Consider the following 18727-nt stretch of genomic DNA (forward strand, 5'->3'; position numbering starts at 1 on the left):
TTCGCGCACGACACGCCGGGGCCGAAAGCGACGTCGCCGCTCGGAACCCGCCTCCGACGTTACCGCGAGCCGCAGAAGCGCACGTGTGACGGGACCGCGCTGTCAGTCAGCCCCTGCCGGGCCTCGCAGGGCACGTAGCCGGAAGCCCGGCGGTCACATCCGCCGGCGGATTGCGCCGCTCGGTGTGCCGCCCTGGCTCCGAAGGATCTACGCGGCACACGGCCCAAGCGGCCTATCGTGGCGGTCATGGTCATCCTGCCCTCGACGGAACCCGCCGTCTTCCACGCGACACTCCGCGAACAGTTCGAGGCGTTCCTCGATGAGCATCGATCCGCGCTGAACGACAGCTTGACCGGGCTGACCGAGGAGCAGGCGCGCCGGTCGCTGGTCACGTCCAAGACCACGCTGCTGGGCTTGGTCAAGCACGCCACGTTCGTGGAGAAGGTCTGGTTCGACGAGGCGATCACGTGCCGATCCCGCACCGAGATCGGCATTCCCGACTCGCCCGACGAGTCGTTCGATCTCGACGACGGCGACTCGATCGCCTCCGTCCAGTGGGCCTACCAGCAGGCCTGCGCGGCGTCCCGCCAGGCCGCGGCGGAGCTGACGTTGGACGACCTCGTACGGGGCAACCGCCGGGGCCCGTTGCCGCTGCGTTGGGTCTACCTCCACATGCTGCGTGAGCTGGCCCAGCACTGCGGCCACGCGGACATCCTCCGTGAGCAAGTCCTCAGCGGCACCACACACCGGCGGTGATGCCCTTCCCGGCATCCGCAGGTCCATGAGGACGATGCCGGGGCGTCGGTGGCGGTGATGCCCTCCTGGCCGTCGGCCGCCTCCCCGGCGACGGCGATGCCGGCGGTGCCCTTCAGCATCATGGACAGCCGGCGCGGACCAGGCTCAGGTCGGTCCCGCCCGAGGGCCGACGGGTGGACCTATCGCTCACCTGCTCCCAGACAGACGACCTCTTTCGGTCTGTGGCGGGTTGGCACGTGCCCATGCTCGGATGGCGTCCACGGGGGACGAAGATTGGTCGCCCGTTTCTTCCGTGGAGGGAGCCAGGTCGATGCCCAACTCGATCGGCCAGATATCGAGGAGGTAGTGCTCGAATGGGATCCGAGGGACTGCTGTGGGGTTGATGGCTCGGCCTCTGGTGTGCACGCGCAGGCCATAACGTCCAGGGCCTTGAGGGGTGAGACCAGGCAAGCCATTGGGCTCGGTTTCCATGAAGCCCCACAGCTCCATGTCTCCTGCGGTGGTGACGAACTCAAGCTCCTCGACTTCCTCCCACCCTGAGGCCGCGGCATTCGGGGGAAAAGGCCGCAGGCGGACCTCCACCTCGACGACTCCCGAGTGGATACCCGTGAGGATCACCACAGCATCCCGCCGGGCGGCGACCAGACCGTTCGGGACATGGCCTGGAGGATCGGTGTCGAATCCATCGCCCGGAACGATGACTATCCAGTGATGAGAGACATGGACCTTGGCCTTGGTCGAGGCGGAGGAATCACTCATGTCTCGAGACTAGGAGACTTGGACTGGAGCGCTCGGCCCAGGGACAACTTCAACGTAGAAGGCGTCTTTGTGAACAATCCGTATTGCCCCGTAGAAGAAGAAAGCAGGTTGTCGCCGCCGGCCTGGTTGTCGACAGCGACGATCGCACCAACCGGCGCAACGGCTGCCGCTCTCGCGAGTGGGACACCCGCGCCGGCACCGTCGAGCTAGCCAGGTCTCGGAAATGGCCAAGGTGCTCGACACGCAGGTCGGGGCCTTTCGCAGCAGGGCGTTGGATGCCGGGCCGTATGCCTTCGTCTGGCTGGACGCGCTGACGCAGAAGGTGCGAGAGGGCGGGCGGATCATCAACGTGCAGGTGCTGGTGGCCACCACGGTCAACGCCAACGGCCAGCGGGAGATCCTGGGCCTGGAGGTCACCTCGGCCGAGGACGGCGCCGGCTGGCTGGCCTTCCTGCGCGGCCTGGTGGCTCGAGGGCTGGGCGGGATGCAGACCGATGAGTGGACCGAGGCCCGCCGCCACATGGGGCTGGACATCTACGGACCGGGTGTCGGCGAGGTCCAGGCCCGCGACGACGTGCCAGTCGGCTGGGACGCCCAGTCCGGCGTGGACGCGGATGTGGCACTCGCTGTTGCGCTGTGCCGTCAGGGTGCCGTTGCCGACCAGGAGCGCCAGCTCCGGATGGCGGGGGCAGGGCATCGAGGCCGTCCGGCCGATCCGCGACGAGATCCGTACCAGGATCGAAAAGCTCGTCGGCGAGCTACTGCCTGCGTGAGCTCATGCGACGCTCCGCCATAGTGGGGCGCCGCGTCGGGCTCGTTCCCCATGGCGTCAGATGCCGACAATTGTGCTGCGCCGTTCCATGAACAGCACGTCGCGCCAGACTCCGTGATGGCATCCGACCCGCTCGCGGGTGCCAAGGAAGCGGAAGCCCAGCGCCTGGTGCAGGGTCAGGCTGGCGGCGTTCTCAGGGAAGATGCCGGTCTGGATGGTCCAGATCCCGGCGTCCTCGCTGGCAGCGATGAAGGCCGTGAGGAGGGCTCGGCCGATGCCGTGGGCTTGGCAGCCGGGGTGGACGTAGACACTGTGCTCGACGACGCCCGCGTAGACCGGACGCGTGGACACCGGGGAGGCGGCCACCCAGCCGACCACCTCGTTCGTCTCGGTATCGACGGCGATGTAGCGCAGGTGCGGCAGCCTGACGGCGGTGAAGCCCTCCCAACTCGGCGCGACGGTCTCGAAGCTGGCCTGGCCGGTATCGAGACCGGCCTGGTAGATCGACAGCACTTGGGCGGCGTCGGCTTCACGCATCGGCCTGATCTCCAGACCAGGCCCGATCGCGGGCTTGTGCGCCTGGACGATGGCCGAGCGAAGCCCGTCACCGTGGTCGACGGTGAGGCGGATCGCGATGCCGACGAAGCCTGCCTCGCGAAGCAGGTCTCGGTACTCCTCGACTGCCAGCGATCCGGCCACGCAGCCCAGTCGCTGCTCGGCGGCGGCCCGCCGTACCGGATCAACGGGCCCGTCGGTGACCATGTCGCTCACCCCGAACCGTCCGCCGGGCCGCAGCACCCGGAAGGCCTCGGCCAGGACGGCGGGCTTGTCGTCGGACAGGTTGATCACGCAGTTGGAGATGACCGCGTCCACCGCGTGATCGGGCAGCGGGACGGCCTCGATCGTGCCGTGCAGGAACTCCACGTTGGTCGCGCCCGCCTTGGCGGCGTTGGCGCGGGCGAGTTCCAGCATGTCGGGGCTGGCGTCCAGGCCGTAGGCCTTGCCGTAAGGGCCGACCCTACGCGCCGACAGCAGCACATCGATGCCGCCGCCCGAGCCGAGGTCGAGGACGGTCTCACCGGCGCGCAACTCGGCGACGGCCACCGGGTCGCCGCATCCCAGGCTCGCCCGTAGCGCTCCCTTCGGAAGGCCCTCGATGTCGTCGTATCCGGCCGTCCCGAAACAGCCTTGATCGAACTCGTCGGCCTCGCAGTCGACGATGACCTTGCCGGTGAGGGCGGCACGGGCCAGGCCCGAGTAGTGCTTGACGACCTCGTCATATGCCATCGCGATCTCCTGTTCAGTCGCAAGCCGGAGAGGCCGGGACGGGATTGCCCATCACCACGTCGGCGGCGGTGGGGAAGCAGCTCACGCAGGCCTCGTTGATCCAGTACAGGTTGGACGTGCCCTGCCGCTCCACCAGGACGAACCGGGCATCGGACAAAATCTTCAGATGGTGCGACACGGTCGATTGGCCGACTCCGGAGGCTGTCACGATCTCCCCCACGGTCATCGGCTCACGGCGGCGGGCCAGCAGCGACACGATCTGGATGCGCGTGGCGTCGGCCAGCGCCTTGAACCAGCTCGCGTACTCCTCGGCCTCAGCTCGATCGAGGGGCTTCGCATGTACATTCATCGTCAATCGACGATAGTCGATAGACTGTCCGAAGGGAAGCCAGGCGGTGGCGTTAGACACGGCACATCGCGGCCGGCGGTTCGCCGATGAACGGGACGTTGATCGGCCTTCCGCTGGAGACCACGCGACTGAGGCCTTGCGGCGTTCCTGGAAGAACATTCGGTGGCTCAACCGTTGTGAAGCGCGAGACAATTTCAGGTATGCGACCCTACGATCCGCCCAGGTCAGGGGACCCGGCCAGTCTCGGTGACTACACAGTCGTCGGCAGGCTCGGGGACGGTGGCCAGGGCGTCGTCTACCTCGCCGCCGACCGCACGGGTGCGCGTGTCGCGATCAAGTGGCTGCGTTTCGGCGATGCCGTCAGCGCCGAGAGGTTCCTGCGCGAGGTCCGGGTCGCCCAGCAGGTCGCCCCCTTCTGCACGGCACAGGTGCTCGCCACGGGTGTCGAGCATGACAGGCCCTACATCGTCAGCGAGTACATCGAGGGCCCTTCCCTGCACGACGTCGTCCAGGAGCAGGGTCCGCGCACCGGGCCGGCCCTGTACCGCCTCGCGATCGGCACCGCCACCGCGCTGGCCGCCATCCACCAGGCGGGCATCGTGCACCGCGACTTCAAGCCCGCCAACGTCATCATCGCCCCCGACGGGCCCCGAGTGATTGACTTCGGCATCGCCAAGGCCCTCGACGCCACCTCCACGATCAGCTCCTCGCCGGTGGGGACACCGTCGTTCATGGCTCCCGAGCAGTTGCTCGGCCACCAGGTGGGGCCCGCTGCCGACCTGTTCACCTGGGCCAGCACGATCGCCTACGCCGCCTCTGGCAGGGCCCCGTTCGGCAGCGACACGATGCCCGCGGTCATCAACAGGATTTTGAACGGGAGACCCGACGTCTCGGATCTCGACGAGCCGCTGGCCGGGGTGGTGCAGGCCTGCCTGTCCAAGGACCCCGCCCAGCGGCCCACCGCCGAGGAGGTCATCAAGCGGCTGATCCGGCACCCGGTGGCCCACGGCGGCATGCCGCGGGAGGCCACCGCCTCCAAGGTGTCCACCCGTGTTTTCCCCGGCCGCGGTCCCCCGCCTCCCCAGAGCCCAGAGGCGGTCGTCCCTCGGCCCCGAGGCCCCGCCGAACCGTCACAGGGGAGTGGGCAGGGTTGGGCGCCGACCGCCGCCCAACCCCGGGTGAGCTATCCGAGGCTGCCCAGGAAACGCAGGAAAAGGCTGGTCGTCGGATTCGCGGCGGCGCTCACCGCACTGCTCCTCGTGGTGGTGGCCGTCGCCCTATCCCGCTCGGAAGAACCCACACAGGGCATCGCCAAGCAGCTGCCGGGTACACGGTCCACCCTCTTCGAGCGCCCCGGCGATCCGATCAGGCTCACGTCCTACGACCTCAAGGCCAAGGGCACCCATGCGTGGGAGAACTACGCCAGGGACACGCTGACGGGCCCGTTCCGCCATTACGACGGTGCCACGGAGACCAAGCTCTCCCCCGACGGCCGCCTTCTCGCGCGCCGCGGCAAGGACTACACCTCCGACCACTACGACTCCATCGAGATCACCGACACGAGAACCGTCCGGCAGAAGACCGCCGTCAAAACCGTCAAGGCCCCGCTGGAAAGCAGCATCGTCGCCTGGTCGAAGGACAGCGCGAAGATCCTGCTCAACGTCGAGCAGGTGAAGGGCGAGAACGCGCTCAACCTCGGCTTTGTCATCGTCGACGTGGCGGCGCTGAAGGCGAGCGTGGTCATGGTGGCGGGCGAGAACAACCACTCTTTCAGGTGGGATGGCCAGAACAACGGCGTGGTCAACCTCTACGGCTCTGACCTGCGCTTCTTCGACACCTCGGGCAACAAGGTGCGCGACGCCGTCAACATCGGCGAAGTTCCCGACGGCGCGCTGGATTTCTTCTCCCCCTCGGGCAGGACGTTCGCCACCCGCTGCCCCGACGGCAACGCGGGCGAGCTGTGCATCTGGGACAGCGCCTCGGGCGACCGGGTGCGCAAGGTGTCCTCCTCCTGCGACAAGCTCCTCGGCTGGTACGACGAGACCCACCTCTACTGCTGGGAGTTCGACAACGCCACCAGGGACCGCGTAGAGGTCGTCGACTTCGACGGCGATGAGGTCCGCACGCTGCTCGAGAGCCCGGACGACGAGGACTACGGTCCCACCTTCATCAGGGTCACATGAACCGTTCCGCGTGGGCGCCCGTGTAGGTCGTCATGAGAATGCTGATCAGGACGGCACCCATCGCCGCCTCGAAGGCGTTCCTGCCGGCCCTGACCGTCTCCCCCTCCCCGCTGAAACGGCGTCGAGGATCTCAACGCGGCGGTCGAGGGTCGCGTCGTGCAGCCGCGGGAACGGCTCGCCGCGTTCGACGCGGACGAGCTCGTGCACCGGCGTTGCTCGCACTTTGACGGCTTGAGGATCTGTCCCTGAGGACCTTTGGCACTATCACGCGGCGGCCCTCAGTCATCTCATGGAGATACTCGAAGGGAGTCATCATGATCGTGGTAGGCGTCGATGGTTCGCGTGCGGGTCTTGAGGCGGTCGGCTGGGCGGCGCGAGAGGCTGCGTTGCGCGATCTGCCGCTACGCGTGGTGCATGCCATCTATCGATGGGCGTGTGAGACCGGTCAGGGCCGCTACTCCGATATCGCGAAGTGGATGCGTCAGGGCGCGGAAACCGTTCTGGCTGCCGGCGTCGACAGGGCCCTCCGGGAGCAGCCGAAGCTGACCGTGGAATCGAAGATCCTTCCGGGAGACCCTCGAGAGGCGCTGATCGGCGAGGGTACGGAGGCCGAGCTGCTGGTGGTGGGCAATCACGGGCTGAGCGCCGTGCGCGGCCTGCTGGTCGGCTCCGTCGCTTACGGCGTGGCGGGACATGCTCCGTGCCATGTCGTCGTGGTGCGGGGGACGCCTGCCGTGAGCAGCGGAGAGATCGTCGTCGGCGTCGACAACTCCGCACGAGCGGCACACGTCCTGGAGTTCGCCTTCGCGGAGGCGGCGCTGCGTCAGGCCGACCTGCGTGCCGTCCATGTGTGGAGCAGGTACGACACGGGCGGCGGAATCCAGCCGGTGCCCGGCGGCTTCGACGAGGACGAGAAGCACGAGGTCCGGCAGCTGAAGGAGACGTTGGCAGGCTGGTGCGAACGCTACCCGGACGTCAACGTGGTCGATGAGATCGTCCGGGGCCACCCTGTCGACGTATTGAGGGATGCCGCGCGAGGTGCCGACCTGCTGGTGGTGGGATCGCGCGGACGCGGGGAGCTGACGGGGATGGTGCTCGGCTCGGTCAGCCACGCCTTGCTGCACCACGCACCAGGGCCGCTCGCGGTCATCCGCACACAAGCGTGACATCGCCGTGGCCGCTTCAAGAGACACCAAGCGCACTACCGCCGGCAACAAGCCCAGTATGCCAAGGAAGGAAAATATCTCCTCATAGCGATACTTCATCGCGATCCGCGTCACTGATGTCATTTCTGTCGGTCGCGCGTGTTCTCATCTCGGGTACGGCCTTTCGCCGCGCACTCCCCTTCCGTTCGAGCATCGAGGAGTCGCCATGCCAGAGGGGAAGTACTACCGCAGGGGGCACTGGGTAAGAAAGGGCAGACCGAAATCCAAAGGATCAGGATGGCTTATTCTAGCCGTCGCGGCCGGACTCGCTTGGTTTCTTATCTCAGGCCCCGATGAGCCGCAGTCGCCCGCTCCACACCCAGCATCGGTATCCGACCAGACGCCTCCGGCCCCGCCCGTCAGCCCTCTCCCGCCCGAGCCGCCCGAGGCGCCATGAAATGGCTCAGAAACCAGCTACGAAACCGTGTACGTCCCAGAAAACCGCGAACTGGGACCGAGTGGATCGCCGCCGCGTTCGTAGCCGTGGCCACGCTCTCCGTTGCTTATCAGATATTACGGTCGGCCATAGAATTCATTCTGAGCCGCTGGTATATCGGCATGGGGCTGGCGATTATCGCCAGCCTGATCGGAGTGGCAGTCTGGCGATGGAAAATCGCGGCGGCTCACCGTCGAGCGGCCCGACTGCGGGATCTGCGCGTAAGCCTGCATGAGATCGATGCCATGTCTCCTACGGAGTTCGAGCACGCCGTACGTGACCTGATGCTGCGTGACGGGATCATCGCCGCTCACGTCGGGCAGCGCGGCGACAAGGCGGCCGACGTGATCGGCCGCGATGACCGTGGGTACGTCATCGTCGCCCAGTGCAAGCACACCACTGTTGCCGGCAAGGTGGGCTCGCGCGTGGTCTACGAGGTGAACGGAACCGCCGGTCCCGCGCATGGTGCGGACATCGCCGTGATCGTCACCAACGGCTCGTTCACCCGTGACGCGCGGGCTGTGGCCGCTGACTTCCGCATCCACGTTCTAGGCCGAGATGAGCTCAGCCGATGGGGTGGCGAGGGGGTGGCGCTTCAGCAGCTTCTCGGGTTGAGCACGCCGCTACGGAAGTGGCGGCGTGTGCGGCACACCTCTGAGCGATTCATGCATCGCGTCCTCAGCGTGCGGAGCTCTCGCACCTCCTGAGCGCCCACCCATATCCAATGTCCCAGTGCCACCCCGACCAACTGACGGGAATCAGGGCAGCAGGCCGCCGGGATCACCCGATCGGCCACCGCGCGCAATCCGAGGTGAGAAGCATCATCATCGGCTCGATCATCGACCAGGGCCGAAGGACCCTGCCGTTCCGGGCCGGATGACCGCTGCCTGTCCGGCCGTTCGTCGGCAATGACCGGGACGTGTGGTCCTGGGCAGGAAAACGGCTGAGGACGAGGCTTACAGAACAGCCATGAAGGAGTTGAGCACGATGGCCTCGTTTGCAGCAGGTCCAACGACTTGGTTCTCATCCGCAGGGTCGCCGACCACGCTTCGACCCGTCAGCGGTTCTGCGTGATCTCGATGATGCGCGTACCAGGGCTGGTGATCCGCACCTGCGTGTGGACGGCGTCGGATGCGAGCGGATGGCTGATCTGTTTGTGGACGGACATCGCGGACCTGGTGGTGACGTTCAGGCAGCTTCTGCTCGTCAAGGCGCGTTCGGAACGTTGAACCGCCAAGCCGGTGTCGAGGTGGCACTGCGTGCGGGCGTGCGATGCCCCTGAGCTGCTGTTTCTCCTGAGCAAGTTAGGCTATGAAGTGAAGCCGGAACCGATCCTGCGGACCGTCCACTACAACAGGGAGCGGACCCGCCACGGCTCGACCTTGAGCGCCGTGGTGCACGCCCGGGTGCTCGCCAGGTCCAGCCGCGCGGGCTCCTGGCGGTTCTTCGCCGCGCCCCTGGTCAGCGACATCAAGGGCGTCCAAGACGGCACAACTGCAGAAGGCATCCACGCGGCGCCCTGGGCCTGCCGCCAGGCCGCTACCTCGGCCTGGAGGTCCGGCCCCAACGGGTTGCAGCCGAACCCGCTCGTGCCCGAGAAGCTCGGCACCGTCTCGCTCACTCTGCACATGCTCGGGACACGCTTCTTCATCGACGCCGCCCACACGGGGACCGGGTCAACGACCACGCGCATCCCGTGGAGAAAGCCGTACCTTCACCTGCCGACAAGGAGTGGACATGAGCGCGGGAAGCGACCTCGGACGCCGCATCGCATACCACCGCGAGCGTCTCGGACTCACCCACGAACAGCTCGCCGAACGGACGGAGCTAACGTCCGGCTACATCCGTTACTTGGAGGAATCCACCGGGACGCCATCAAGAGAGTCACTCATCCGCCTGGCCGAAGCCCTCGACACCACATTCGACGACCTGCTCGGCGGCGCCACGGACCGCCCGCCAGGAAGGGGCCCGGCCATGGCCCACCCGACGCTCGAGGTCCTGGACGAAGAAGAATGCCTACGGCTCATCGCGCCCGGCGGCATCGGCCGCGTCGCCTTCGGCGGGCTGCGAGGGCCGACCATCCTGCCGGTGAACTACCAGCTCGTCGACGGCTCCGTGATCTTCAGGACGGCGTACGGCGGGCCGATGGACGAGGACCTGCGCACGGGACTCGAAGGCGTGGAGATCAAGATCGGCTTCGAAGTCGACCAGATCGACGAGGCCAGGCGGGAGGGATGGAGCGTACTCATCCAGGGCGCCGCCCACCACATCAGCCCAGACCAGATACCGCAGGTCAGCGTGACTCCGTGGGCAGGAGGCGAGCGCGAACTCTACATCCGTATCGCCCCCACGCAGATCACCGGCCGTCGCATCCACGGACTCCGAACCTGAGCCACCATCGGCCTCCTATTATCTGGCGGAGAAGACGGTCAAGAACTATGTCTCCAACCTGCTGGGCAAGCTCAACATGCAGCGCCGCACGCAGGCAGCGGCGATGGCCGCCCGGTTGAGGACAGGCAGCAGGGAATGACGGGGATATCGGGACCTTAGCCTCTACACCAGCCACCGTTGGGGCGGTCAGGCTGGATGGTATGCACATGGACGATTCCGGTCTCCAGGTGCTCTCCAGGAGGGAGTGCCTCGAGTTGCTGTCGTCGGCGGAGATCGGGCGGATCGTCTTCACCGACCGCGCCCTGCCCGCGGTCCAGCCGGTCAACTTCTGCCTCACCGACGGGCACATCGTGATCAGGACGAACGTCGGGTCGAAGCTCGCCGCGGCGACCAGGCGCGCCGTGGTGGCCTTCGAGGTCGACGACTTCGACCCAGCCACGCGTACCGGCTGGTCGGTCACCGCAGTGGGGCAGGCGCGGGCCGTTCAGGATGAGGTGGAGCGGGCGCGGCTGGCCGAGTTGCCGCTGCAACCCTGGGCACCGGGAGACAGAAACCACTACATCGTGGTACAGATCGCGCAGCTTTCAGGGCGCAGAATCACCGCGGAAGCCACCGACGGAGTCACGGTCGTACCGTGAGGGACCGCTGGTACGACGGCCGACGCCCACCCCCGACGGGGTGGGCGTCGCTTGTCACCGGCTACTTGAGGTAAGGGTTGCGGACCAGCTTCCCGAGACCGAGGGTGTCGCCGGCACCGGCCATGGCCAGGCCGATCAGCACCATGGCGTAGATGATGTGCTCGTCCATGAACGGGTTGTTGGCCAGGGGCAGCCCCGCTGCCCACATGAGCGCCAGCATCAGTCCGCCGGCCGCGGCCGCGAGGCGGGTCCCGATGCCGAGCACGAGCGCGAGGCCGACGCCGAGCAGCCCGGCCATGAACAGCCAGTCCACCCACGGCTGACCGGCCAGAGCGGCGAAGTTGCTCCCTTTGAGGAAGCCTGTGGTGGGGCTGCCGCCGTTGATCCATGCGCGGTCGGCAGGGGTGGCGAAGCCCCAGCCGAAGGCCTTGTCGAGGAACGCCCACAGGAACACCCAGCCGATGGAGATGCGCACGATCGACCAGACGTAGTCGAGGGGGCGGGTCACGGTCCTGCTGGGGTCGGCGTCCATGACGGGCCTGGTGTGTGTCGTGGCCATGGTGTCCTCCCTTGTCCTATGCGTCCATCACAGCTTTTCCGCCGTCATGTCGGCAGTGCCGTACGGCCCGTCTCAGAAGGTCCTTGGTCCGGAAACGGTCGGAGCGCCGGCCATGGCGAATGGGCTTCCGGAGGCCCGGCGCGCGGCGCCTTCGGTCGTACCCCGCCCTAACCGATCTTGAGCTCGTCCAACGCTTCGCGCAGGTGGTCGGCGTAGGCCCACACGTCGGGCACCAACCTCCTGCAGGCGGTGACCCCCACATCCGTGACCACCGAAGTCCGGCAAGTCAGGCAGCGATCCAGGACGGACCAGCCTGGCCGGCCATCCCGCCACAGGAAGCCGGGAGAAGATGGGAGCTGGTCGAGCGCAGGCACCACCTCGGCCAGGAACTTCAGCAGGTGCACAGGATCGGCAGCGACGGTGTCGTGACGCGTCGGGTTTCCGCCTAGGTAGGCCGACTGAGTACCCACCTACCTGGTCGATCGACGGATGGGCCGATCAACAGGAGGAACACGAGTCACCGCATGCCGCACCGTTGAGATCAGCCACAGCGCGATCGTGGCGGCGAAGAGCGCCAGCAGGGCGCTCTCGCTGGCCGTGATGAGTGCGATCACGCTGGACAGCAGAGCCGCGATTCCCAACGTGCTCGCCAGGACGATGTAGAGGAGCGTGGCGGGCGAGCGTGGCCTCGTGTAGAGATCTCCTCTGCTCATCTCGCACCCCGCGACCGTCCCGAGCAGCACGATCATGCTGGTGGTGCCGCCCACCTGGTGGATGACAGGCAGGTCGGCTCCGGCGAGGAACAGGACGTAGACCACCACGATCGCGCACACCAACGTCGTGGCCACGGCGTCTTTCCAGGTCAGTCTCATCCTGCCCACCTCCTTCTCCACGACAAGACTTCCAAGCCCCGTGGCGCAGACGACAGGGCCACAAGACCTTTCCTGTCGGAGGCGTTGGACTCGGAAGCCGAGGACGCGGCCGGCTCGCCACTGCAACACTCGGATCGGTCAGCCACGGAGTGCTGTACCACGCGAACTGCCCTGTGGCCGTGGTTCGTCGGTGCCGGTGTCGTAGGTCCCTGGAGGATCAGATGGGGACGAGCCCTGCAGGGCAACCGGTTCCAGCTGTCGCACCGACCGAACGACGGTCACGGCACGCGGTGAGATCGACGTCGCCACCGGGGCCGGCTCGAACGCGGCCTGATTCGTGTGCTGCTGCTCAGCGGCCGGTCAAGGCGCGACGCCATCGTCGACCTGCCCGATGTGACCTCCATGGATGCCAGCGGTCTCACCGCGCCCATCCGCGCCGACGATCAGGCCAGGCTCCTGGGTGGCCGGTCGCATCTGGTCAACCTTCCAGATCGGATCGCTCACATTCTGCGGATCTCCGAGCTGGACCGGCGCTTCGCCGAGTGAGCGACTGGACGTCCCCGGGAGCGATTCGCGGTCCTTGAGCGTGGATCTGCGGCTCATGGCGTGACCTCCCGTGACAGCGGAACGACGGCGACGGGGTAGCGGGCCTCTCGCAGCAGCGCGTCGGCGAGGCGGCCGAGGTGGCCGTGCCGGGGACGGCCCACCACCAGCAAGCTGGCATCGTGCGGTACCTCGGTTATGATCGTCGCGCGCGGGCCGCAGTTCGCGCACGAGATGAACGGGTACCGGTAGCGCCGGTCGGCGGGATTGAACAGCTCGCGAACGCACTCCCCGCAGGTCGCCGCGTCGGTGGGGACCACACACATCTCGGTTTTGTCCGGCGATCCCTGAACTCTCGCTTCAGGCTCAGCGACGGCGGCGTTCCTGGTGCTCACGTGGTACCCCTCACATCAGCGGCGGGACGAGGAACAGGTCGTCCCTCGGGTAGGTCAGTTCGGAGACCACGTCCACGACGCCTTCCAACTGACTGATCCTCTTGACGAGCGCGATGGCCTGCGATGCGCGCTCGACCTGCCCGCCGATGGTGACGACGCCCTTGTCGACGGTGATCGAGAAGCCGTCGCCGACCAGCTGCCTGATGTCGGCTTCGAGTTCCTCGGCGGGGCGGGTGAAGACCCGCAGCACGTCCGCCTCGTGCAGGGTGCCGATCATGCGACCGCTCAGCAGGTCGATCACGGGCAGCTGCTTGATCCGGCTGTCATGCATCGTCCTGGCGGCGTCCTTGACGAGCGTGCCAGGGGTGACGGTGATCGCGGGCGAGGTCATCAGTTCGGCGGCCGTTCTCGCCGCGGCCTTCCTATGGTCGGCTCGGGTCCTGCCGCTCTCGAAGACAGTGACCGGGTGTCGGACCGTGCCGATCTCCTTGAGGATCAGGTCATCCTCCGAGATCACGCCCACCGGGCGGCGGTCGGCGTCGATGACGGTGACCGCTCCCACCGCGTAACGCTTCATCGCCGTCACGATGTCGGAGAACGACGCGTTCTCCAGCACCGCGATGGCCACCATACCCATGACGTCCTTGACTTGAATGGACATTGCTACCTCCTCGGGTTCACTTCTCAGCGTGCTCTCCGACGGCTCGGGACGGCAGCGTCGAACGTCCTGCCAGGTCAGGGCTTAGGTCCCGGATGTCGGGCGGATCCTCGCGCAACCAGGCCGGCGAGGCCTTCGTCTCGCCGCCGCAGGTCGAGGTGGCCGTCATGGTCGTGCCCACCGACGAGGAATGGGAGATCGCCCGCCAGGTGATCGAGATCGTGGAGCGGAGGTGAGCTCTACCGTCAGCGGAAGATCGCCTCATCGATGGCGAACCAGATGAAGTCGTCACCGTGCCACGAGCACCGCAGATCCAAGGGGATCATGAAGCCGTCGAACGCGACCTCGCCCGAGCGCTCTGCGGCGAACGCGTGCTGCCGAGCCACACCGGCATGCGCCCCGGTAACCGCTCGGCGGACCGGACCTGTTACCTTCTCCCGTCGGCACTCGTCATAGGTGCGACGACCGAATACGAACGGTCGTCGCACCAACGAGTGAATCGAGAACAGGATGCTGACCAACATCATGTACGTGACGATCTACGTCACCGATCAGGACCGCGCGCTGGAGTTCTACGCCGAGGGGCTCGGCCTGGAAAAGCGGATCGACTTCTCGGGGCCCGACGGACGGTTCCTCACCGTCGGCGTTCCCGATAGCCCGGTGCAGATCCTCCTGTGGTCGCATGCGGCGGCCGAGGGACAGCCGGGCGACGTGGGCCGGCATGCCGCGCCCGGTCCGCTGATCCTCGAATCCGACGATTTGCGAAAGGATTTCGAGATCTTGCGCCAGCGCGGCGTCATCTTCGAAGAGTCCGAGCCCGTGGACTATCCGTTCGGGGTCCGCATCGAGGCGGTGGACCCGGACGGCAACCGGGTCTCGCTCCGTCAGCAGCGAAAGCCGTGACCGCCCACCCGTCCGGCCTCGTGACCGAGGCGTTCGAAGCCCAGCGCGATCGGCTGCGCGCCCTCGCGTACCGCGTGCTGGGCTCGCACGCCGACGCCGAGGACGTGGTCCAGGAAGCCTGGATGCGCCTCGTCCGCCAGGACGAGGCGACCATCGGCAACCTGGCGGGTTGGCTGACCACCGTGGTCGGCCGAATCAGCCTGGACCTCCTGAGATCCCGTCAAGCCCACCCCGAGACCGCCTACGGGCACGAGTTTGCGGACCTCGTGGTGACGCCCGCCGACGACCCCGCGCCGGACGAGCAGGTGGCGCTGGCCGATTCGGTCGGCCTCGCCCTGCTCGTCGTGCTCGACTCGCTCACCCCGAGCGAGCGCCTGGCGTTCGTCCTGCACGACATGTTCGCGGTCCCGTTCCACGAAATCGGCCAGATCCTGGGCAAATCCGCCGACGCCACCAAGATGATCGCCAGCCGCGCCCGCCGCAAGGTCCAAGCCACGGACCGGCCGGCGGGCCCCGGCCGCGAGCACCAAGAGGTCGTCCAGGCATTCCGCGCCGCCGCGCTCAGCGGCGACTTCGAAGCGCTCCTGCGTGTCCTCGACCCGAACGTGAAGCTGACCGTCGACACCCCCGACGGCATGGTCGTCACCCTTGGCGCCACCGAGGTCGCCGCCGGCGCCCGCATGTTCTCCGGCGAGGTCGCCCGCCAACGACCCGTGCTGGTCAACGGCATCCCCGGCCACATGTGCTGGCGCCCCGACGGAACCCCTCTCTCCGTCATCGCCTTCACAGTCACCGAAGGCCGGATCACCGGCATCCACATCGTCGTCGACCCGGCCAAACTCGCCTCGATCCATCTGCCCTCCCCGGCCTGAGCCGGTGTCGTCAGGGTCGGCCCGTGCATGTGCAAGTCATCCCGGGCCGACCGACCTTGCGCGACCACGACGAACCCGCAGCTCGCAGGCAACGAGCGTGCAAGGTGAAGTGGATCCAGCGCCCTACGCCTCCTTGCGCGGGCGTACCACCGCGACAGGGCAGTGCGCGTGATGCAGGACGCCATGGCTGACGGAACCGAGCACGGCGGAGGCGAACCCGCCCATGCCCCTTGATCCGACCACGAGGAGGTCGGCCGTCTTGGAGGTGTCGACCAGCGCGGCGACCGGGTGCTCGCACAGGGTGGACTCCTTGACCTCGATGTCGCCGAGCTTGTCGCGCCGGCGAGCCACCTGCTCGCGCGCGGCTCCGGACGCGTCAGCGGCCACGCGGGCCATGACCTCGTCATAGCCGGCGGCGTACGGCGCGGTGACCGGCATCTGCCAGGCGTAGACGACGTGCAGCCGAATGCCTCGCGCGACAGCCTGCGCCAGCGCGTAGTTCAGGGCGGCCTCGGAGTGCTCCGATCCGTCGAAGCCCACCGCGATCTCCCCGTGCTGCGGCCTGTCCGGCCCTCGCAGGATGACGACCGGCACGTCCGCGTGCCCTGCGACCCCCAGCCCGACCGAGCCCAGCAGCAGGCCACCGAAACCGCCGAGCCCTCGGCTGCCCAGCACGATGGACTCCGCCCCCGCGGCCTCACCGAGGAGCGTCTCGACGACGTGCCCAGGCAGCAACTCCGCCGTCACCTCTACACCAGGGGCGGAGAGCCGAGCACGGTCGGCGGCCGCTGCCAGCGCCCCCTCGCAATACTCCGTCTCCTCCGGAATGCCCCAGCGCTCGCACACGTGGACGATGCGCAGTGCGAGCTTCCTGCGCGCGGCGTCGGCCGCGGCCCATTCAACCGCCTTCGCCGCTGACGGGGATCCATCTACCCCGACGACGATCGGACCCAGATCAGGCATGGCAGGCCTCCTCTCCTCCTGCCTACAGCCTGTCGACCGCGCGATCTCATGGGACGAGGCGGAGGTCCCGAATCCGGGTGACTTTCGGCCTCATCATGACTCGGGGCTTGCCGCCGCCAGCAGGCAGCGAGCCGACCGTCCCACCCAGCGATGCAGCCATGGCTCAGCACCCATCTCGGGCATGCACCCCCTCCTCCATGATGCTTGCTGCCGCCGCGCTGATGAGGGCGTGAGGATGCGATTCCGTCAGCCGATGCCTTCGGAGACTTCGGACAGCGGACGGCGGACGCCGGGGGTCTTGTCGAACGTGACGCCGAGGCGCATGACCATCTGGGGGTACTCACCCGCGCACACCTCTTCGCGCAGGAACTCCCGCAGGAGCGGCACCTCCAACGCCTGCGTATGGAAGGCGGCGCTCACCCCGAAGGCCGACGCGTGCAAGAGGACCCGCTGCAGCGCCTGCCCTGTAGCGATCCACTCCTCCTTCGAGTCCCGGGGTGTCGTCATAAGCGCCACTACGCCCGTCGCCGTGGCCATGCGCTGGTCGGCTGTGGTCCCCCAGGTGTATTCACGCTGCGGGAAGCCGGTGTCGGCAGGCTCGCTCGGGTAGGCATCCGCAGGCACCCCGTCCTCGCGTGGACTGCCCGGCGGGCGCGCCCACCGGCGAACTTCGGGGTCCTCCCGCCGCGCCGCCTGGGCTGCCTGCGTGGCGGCGCCAACCACCCGAATCGAGGATTCGTCACTGAGGGGCGTCAACCTGACGTTCTCCGCCGCGGCCTGCCGTACCAGCGCCTCAATCAGCCGGTCAGGCACCGGCAGATTGGTGAATCCGGCGCGATGCGTCCGCCTGCGCTCGATCTCACCGCAGAGGAGGCGGGTGGACTCGTCCGGCGTGATGACTTCGCCGAGCTGTACGGTCGCCAGGAGGTTCGGCCTATCAGGGTCGGGCAGGATCCGCGTCACGGGCGCCCGACCCCTACTACGGAGCACGGTGCGGATGTTGAACAGGGCCGCGCCACAAGCGATCAGTGTCTCCCTGCTTTCCGGGTCACCGACGCGCAGCTTGCGGTCGGGGTCGGCACGGACGCTGATCTCCTCGCCGGACACGGCGAATGTCCAGGGCTGACTGTTGTGCACGGATGGTGCCCATGTCGCGGCCTCGATAGCCGCGCGGATCGCCTCAGCGTGCATGGCCATCACCTCCAACGGTGTCCGCTCCAGCACATCATGCGGCTCACCCGAAGGTCAGGGCCGAAAGTCCCATACGCGCAGGTCCGAGATGAGTAAGTCCTATGTGGGTCAGTGATCGTAGGCGATCAGCGACCGGGTGATGGGCTGGCCGGTGGCGCGGTTGTGCCAGATCGCGGCGGTCAGGGCCAGGACGCGCTGGGCGATGCGGGTAGCGACGCCCAGCGGGGTTCGTCCGCCGTGGAACTCCAGGTCGAGTTGACCTTTGAGAGTGTCGTTGACCGATTCGACGAGCTGGCGGATCGGTTTGAGCAGGTGTTCGCCGGGTCGGGGTGTGCGGTTGCGGTAGGACGGTGACGATGTGGGACCTGAGGGACTTGCCGGAGATGCTGGAGGATCCCGTTGATGTCGCTTGTGATACTCCAGGCAGTCTGAAGCTTACTCACGAAGAGTGGACTCGATACCCCGGCGATGGCGATTGGACGCGATACGGCGGCGGCCTCTTGGGTGAAAATACCTTGTCAGCGTGCTCGATCGATTGGGTGCTAAGCCTGAATCCACGGCGTGAATCTCAAGGCGAGGCCGGGAAAGTAATGTGAGGTGCCCTCCGAGCTGGGTGGATGGGAGTTCTCTACGCTGCCATCGGCCCATTCAAAAGGACACCTCGTACTGCAGCACCAGCTGGGGCGTCTCTTGCGCGGCGTGATGGGTGACCTCTGGCACTGCTCGATTCGGGTTGGTCGGTCCCCGGCTATGCAGTGGCCATGCATGATTGTGCACTCGGAATGGAGCCTGGCCCTGTCAGGCACCCCTGACATCTGATCGGAAGGGTGGGGCATGGTCTGGGCGACCGACGACCTGGCACACGAGGGATGGGCCGCCGCCGAGTTCCCTGACGGCCGGGTCTCTGTGGGCTCGGAGAACGGCGGAACCGTGGTGGTGCGCTGGGGCCTGGAGGGGGAGGCCGAACCGGCAGGTCCTGCTGGACGGCCGGGACG

General features: G+C 67.3%; 22 protein-coding genes and 6 pseudogenes. 15 read left to right on the top strand and 13 right to left on the bottom strand.

Going from position 1 to position 18727, the window contains the following annotated elements; translation table 11 throughout:
* The first annotated feature begins 246 nt into the window (after positions 1 to 246).
* Positions 247 to 756, top strand: a complete 510-nt coding sequence (locus tag AB0B45_RS32005) for a DinB family protein (RefSeq protein ID WP_358138208.1) — start codon at positions 247 to 249, stop codon at positions 754 to 756.
* Positions 757 to 942: 186 nt separating this feature from the next.
* Here AB0B45_RS32005 and AB0B45_RS32010 read toward each other — a convergent pair whose 3' ends face one another.
* Positions 943 to 1515, bottom strand: a complete 573-nt coding sequence (locus AB0B45_RS32010; protein ID WP_358138210.1) for a hypothetical protein — start codon at positions 1513 to 1515, stop codon at positions 943 to 945.
* A gap of 134 nt (positions 1516 to 1649) precedes the next feature.
* On the opposite strand from AB0B45_RS32010, the pseudogene AB0B45_RS32015 reads away from it, so the two are divergent.
* Together AB0B45_RS32015 and AB0B45_RS32020 are read left to right on the top strand one after the other, a co-directional pair.
* Positions 1650 to 2002 (top strand): annotated as a pseudogene (locus AB0B45_RS32015) (transposase); the annotation flags it as partial.
* Positions 2003 to 2201: 199 nt separating this feature from the next.
* Positions 2202 to 2288: pseudogene (locus tag AB0B45_RS32020) on the top strand (phosphotyrosine protein phosphatase); the annotation flags it as partial.
* A gap of 56 nt (positions 2289 to 2344) precedes the next feature.
* On the opposite strand, the gene AB0B45_RS32025 reads toward AB0B45_RS32020, so the two are convergent.
* Positions 2345 to 3574, bottom strand: a complete 1230-nt coding sequence (locus AB0B45_RS32025; RefSeq protein ID WP_358138212.1) for a GNAT family N-acetyltransferase — start codon at positions 3572 to 3574, stop codon at positions 2345 to 2347.
* A 13-nt stretch (positions 3575 to 3587) separates the two neighbouring features.
* Positions 3588 to 3983 (bottom strand): metalloregulator ArsR/SmtB family transcription factor, encoded by a 396-nt coding sequence (locus AB0B45_RS32030; protein WP_358138214.1) that lies wholly within the window; start codon positions 3981 to 3983, stop codon positions 3588 to 3590.
* Between the two features lie 140 nt (positions 3984 to 4123).
* Here AB0B45_RS32030 and AB0B45_RS32035 point away from each other — a divergent pair, with 140 nt between their 5' ends.
* The 3 genes from AB0B45_RS32035 to AB0B45_RS32045 all read left to right on the top strand — a co-directional run bounded on the left by AB0B45_RS32035 (position 4124) and on the right by AB0B45_RS32045 (position 8454).
* On the top strand, positions 4124 to 6106 hold the full coding sequence (locus AB0B45_RS32035; protein ID WP_358138216.1) for a serine/threonine-protein kinase: 1983 nt from the start codon (positions 4124 to 4126) through the stop codon (positions 6104 to 6106).
* A gap of 314 nt (positions 6107 to 6420) precedes the next feature.
* Entirely contained in the window at positions 6421 to 7272 is an 852-nt protein-coding gene (locus tag AB0B45_RS32040) for a universal stress protein (protein WP_358138217.1), read from the top strand.
* Positions 7273 to 7794: 522 nt separating this feature from the next.
* Complete coding sequence (locus tag AB0B45_RS32045; RefSeq protein WP_358138219.1) at positions 7795 to 8454, top strand: restriction endonuclease; 660 nt, start codon at positions 7795 to 7797, stop codon at positions 8452 to 8454.
* Between the two features lie 350 nt (positions 8455 to 8804).
* Here AB0B45_RS32045 and AB0B45_RS32050 read toward each other — a convergent pair whose 3' ends face one another.
* On the bottom strand, positions 8805 to 8957 hold the full coding sequence (locus AB0B45_RS32050; protein WP_358138221.1) for a hypothetical protein: 153 nt from the start codon (positions 8955 to 8957) through the stop codon (positions 8805 to 8807).
* A gap of 106 nt (positions 8958 to 9063) precedes the next feature.
* Between AB0B45_RS32050 and AB0B45_RS32055 the strand changes: the two are divergent.
* From AB0B45_RS32055 to AB0B45_RS32070, 4 genes and pseudogenes are all read left to right on the top strand, one after another.
* Positions 9064 to 9210, top strand: a pseudogene (locus AB0B45_RS32055) (hypothetical protein); the annotation flags it as partial.
* A 274-nt stretch (positions 9211 to 9484) separates the two neighbouring features.
* On the top strand, positions 9485 to 10138 hold the full coding sequence (locus AB0B45_RS32060) for a pyridoxamine 5'-phosphate oxidase family protein (RefSeq protein WP_358138223.1): 654 nt from the start codon (positions 9485 to 9487) through the stop codon (positions 10136 to 10138).
* Between the two features lie 19 nt (positions 10139 to 10157).
* A pseudogene (locus AB0B45_RS32065) lies at positions 10158 to 10277 on the top strand (LuxR C-terminal-related transcriptional regulator); the annotation flags it as partial.
* A 61-nt stretch (positions 10278 to 10338) separates the two neighbouring features.
* The gene (locus AB0B45_RS32070; RefSeq protein WP_358138225.1) at positions 10339 to 10776 is read left to right on the top strand and encodes a pyridoxamine 5'-phosphate oxidase family protein; all 438 of its coding nucleotides are present in this window, start codon (positions 10339 to 10341) and stop codon (positions 10774 to 10776) included.
* A gap of 61 nt (positions 10777 to 10837) precedes the next feature.
* On the opposite strand, the gene AB0B45_RS32075 is transcribed toward AB0B45_RS32070, so the two are convergent.
* The 3 genes from AB0B45_RS32075 to AB0B45_RS32085 form a co-directional block, all read right to left on the bottom strand.
* On the bottom strand, positions 10838 to 11335 hold the full coding sequence (locus AB0B45_RS32075) for a DoxX family membrane protein (protein ID WP_358138226.1): 498 nt from the start codon (positions 11333 to 11335) through the stop codon (positions 10838 to 10840).
* A gap of 167 nt (positions 11336 to 11502) precedes the next feature.
* Positions 11503 to 11805, bottom strand: a complete 303-nt coding sequence (locus AB0B45_RS32080; protein WP_358138227.1) for a hypothetical protein — start codon at positions 11803 to 11805, stop codon at positions 11503 to 11505.
* A complete protein-coding gene (locus AB0B45_RS32085) occupies positions 11806 to 12207 on the bottom strand; it encodes a hypothetical protein (RefSeq protein WP_358138228.1) in 402 nt (133 codons plus the stop codon).
* Positions 12208 to 12290: 83 nt separating this feature from the next.
* Here AB0B45_RS32085 and AB0B45_RS32090 point away from each other — a divergent pair.
* Both AB0B45_RS32090 and AB0B45_RS32095 read left to right on the top strand, forming a co-directional pair.
* Positions 12291 to 12395, top strand: a pseudogene (locus AB0B45_RS32090) (universal stress protein); the annotation flags it as partial.
* A 151-nt stretch (positions 12396 to 12546) separates the two neighbouring features.
* Positions 12547 to 12753, top strand: a complete 207-nt coding sequence (locus AB0B45_RS32095) for an STAS domain-containing protein (RefSeq protein WP_358138230.1) — start codon at positions 12547 to 12549, stop codon at positions 12751 to 12753.
* A 53-nt stretch (positions 12754 to 12806) separates the two neighbouring features.
* Here AB0B45_RS32095 and AB0B45_RS32100 read toward each other — a convergent pair whose 3' ends face one another.
* A complete protein-coding gene (locus AB0B45_RS32100) occupies positions 12807 to 13070 on the bottom strand; it encodes a hypothetical protein (protein WP_358138231.1) in 264 nt (87 codons plus the stop codon).
* An 85-nt stretch (positions 13071 to 13155) separates the two neighbouring features.
* Complete coding sequence (locus tag AB0B45_RS32105; protein ID WP_358138233.1) at positions 13156 to 13806, bottom strand: CBS domain-containing protein; 651 nt, start codon at positions 13804 to 13806, stop codon at positions 13156 to 13158.
* 92 nt (positions 13807 to 13898) lie between these two features.
* Here AB0B45_RS32105 and AB0B45_RS32110 point away from each other — a divergent pair, with 92 nt between their 5' ends.
* Entirely contained in the window at positions 13899 to 14039 is a 141-nt protein-coding gene (locus AB0B45_RS32110; RefSeq protein ID WP_358138235.1) for a hypothetical protein, read from the top strand.
* A gap of 9 nt (positions 14040 to 14048) precedes the next feature.
* On the opposite strand, the gene AB0B45_RS32115 is transcribed toward AB0B45_RS32110, so the two are convergent.
* Positions 14049 to 14330: a hypothetical protein gene (locus tag AB0B45_RS32115; RefSeq protein WP_358138237.1), complete on the bottom strand. Its 282-nt coding sequence runs from the start codon at positions 14328 to 14330 to the stop codon at positions 14049 to 14051.
* Between AB0B45_RS32115 and AB0B45_RS32120 the strand changes: the two genes are divergently transcribed.
* Together AB0B45_RS32120 and AB0B45_RS32125 are read left to right on the top strand one after the other, a co-directional pair.
* Positions 14314 to 14706 (top strand): VOC family protein, encoded by a 393-nt coding sequence (locus AB0B45_RS32120; RefSeq protein WP_358138238.1) that lies wholly within the window; start codon positions 14314 to 14316, stop codon positions 14704 to 14706. The two genes, AB0B45_RS32115 and AB0B45_RS32120, sit on opposite strands and share 17 nt — an antisense overlap.
* On the top strand, positions 14703 to 15578 hold the full coding sequence (locus AB0B45_RS32125; RefSeq protein WP_358138240.1) for a sigma-70 family RNA polymerase sigma factor: 876 nt from the start codon (positions 14703 to 14705) through the stop codon (positions 15576 to 15578). Before AB0B45_RS32120 ends, AB0B45_RS32125 begins: the two co-directional genes overlap by 4 nt.
* Before the next feature lie 123 nt (positions 15579 to 15701).
* Here AB0B45_RS32125 and AB0B45_RS32130 read toward each other — a convergent pair whose 3' ends face one another.
* The 3 genes and pseudogenes from AB0B45_RS32130 to AB0B45_RS32140 form a co-directional block, all read right to left on the bottom strand.
* Positions 15702 to 16541, bottom strand: a complete 840-nt coding sequence (locus AB0B45_RS32130; protein WP_358138242.1) for a universal stress protein — start codon at positions 16539 to 16541, stop codon at positions 15702 to 15704.
* A gap of 246 nt (positions 16542 to 16787) precedes the next feature.
* Positions 16788 to 17738, bottom strand: coding sequence for a nitroreductase family protein (locus AB0B45_RS32135; protein WP_358138278.1), 951 nt, complete (start codon positions 17736 to 17738; stop codon positions 16788 to 16790).
* 102 nt (positions 17739 to 17840) lie between these two features.
* Positions 17841 to 18032: pseudogene (locus AB0B45_RS32140) on the bottom strand (IS982 family transposase); the annotation flags it as partial.
* Between the last annotated feature and the right edge of the window lie 695 nt (positions 18033 to 18727).

Origin of the sequence: Nonomuraea sp. NPDC049152 (assembly GCF_040648355.1) — a bacterium.
Classification (GTDB): Bacteria; Actinomycetota; Actinomycetes; order Streptosporangiales; family Streptosporangiaceae; genus Nonomuraea.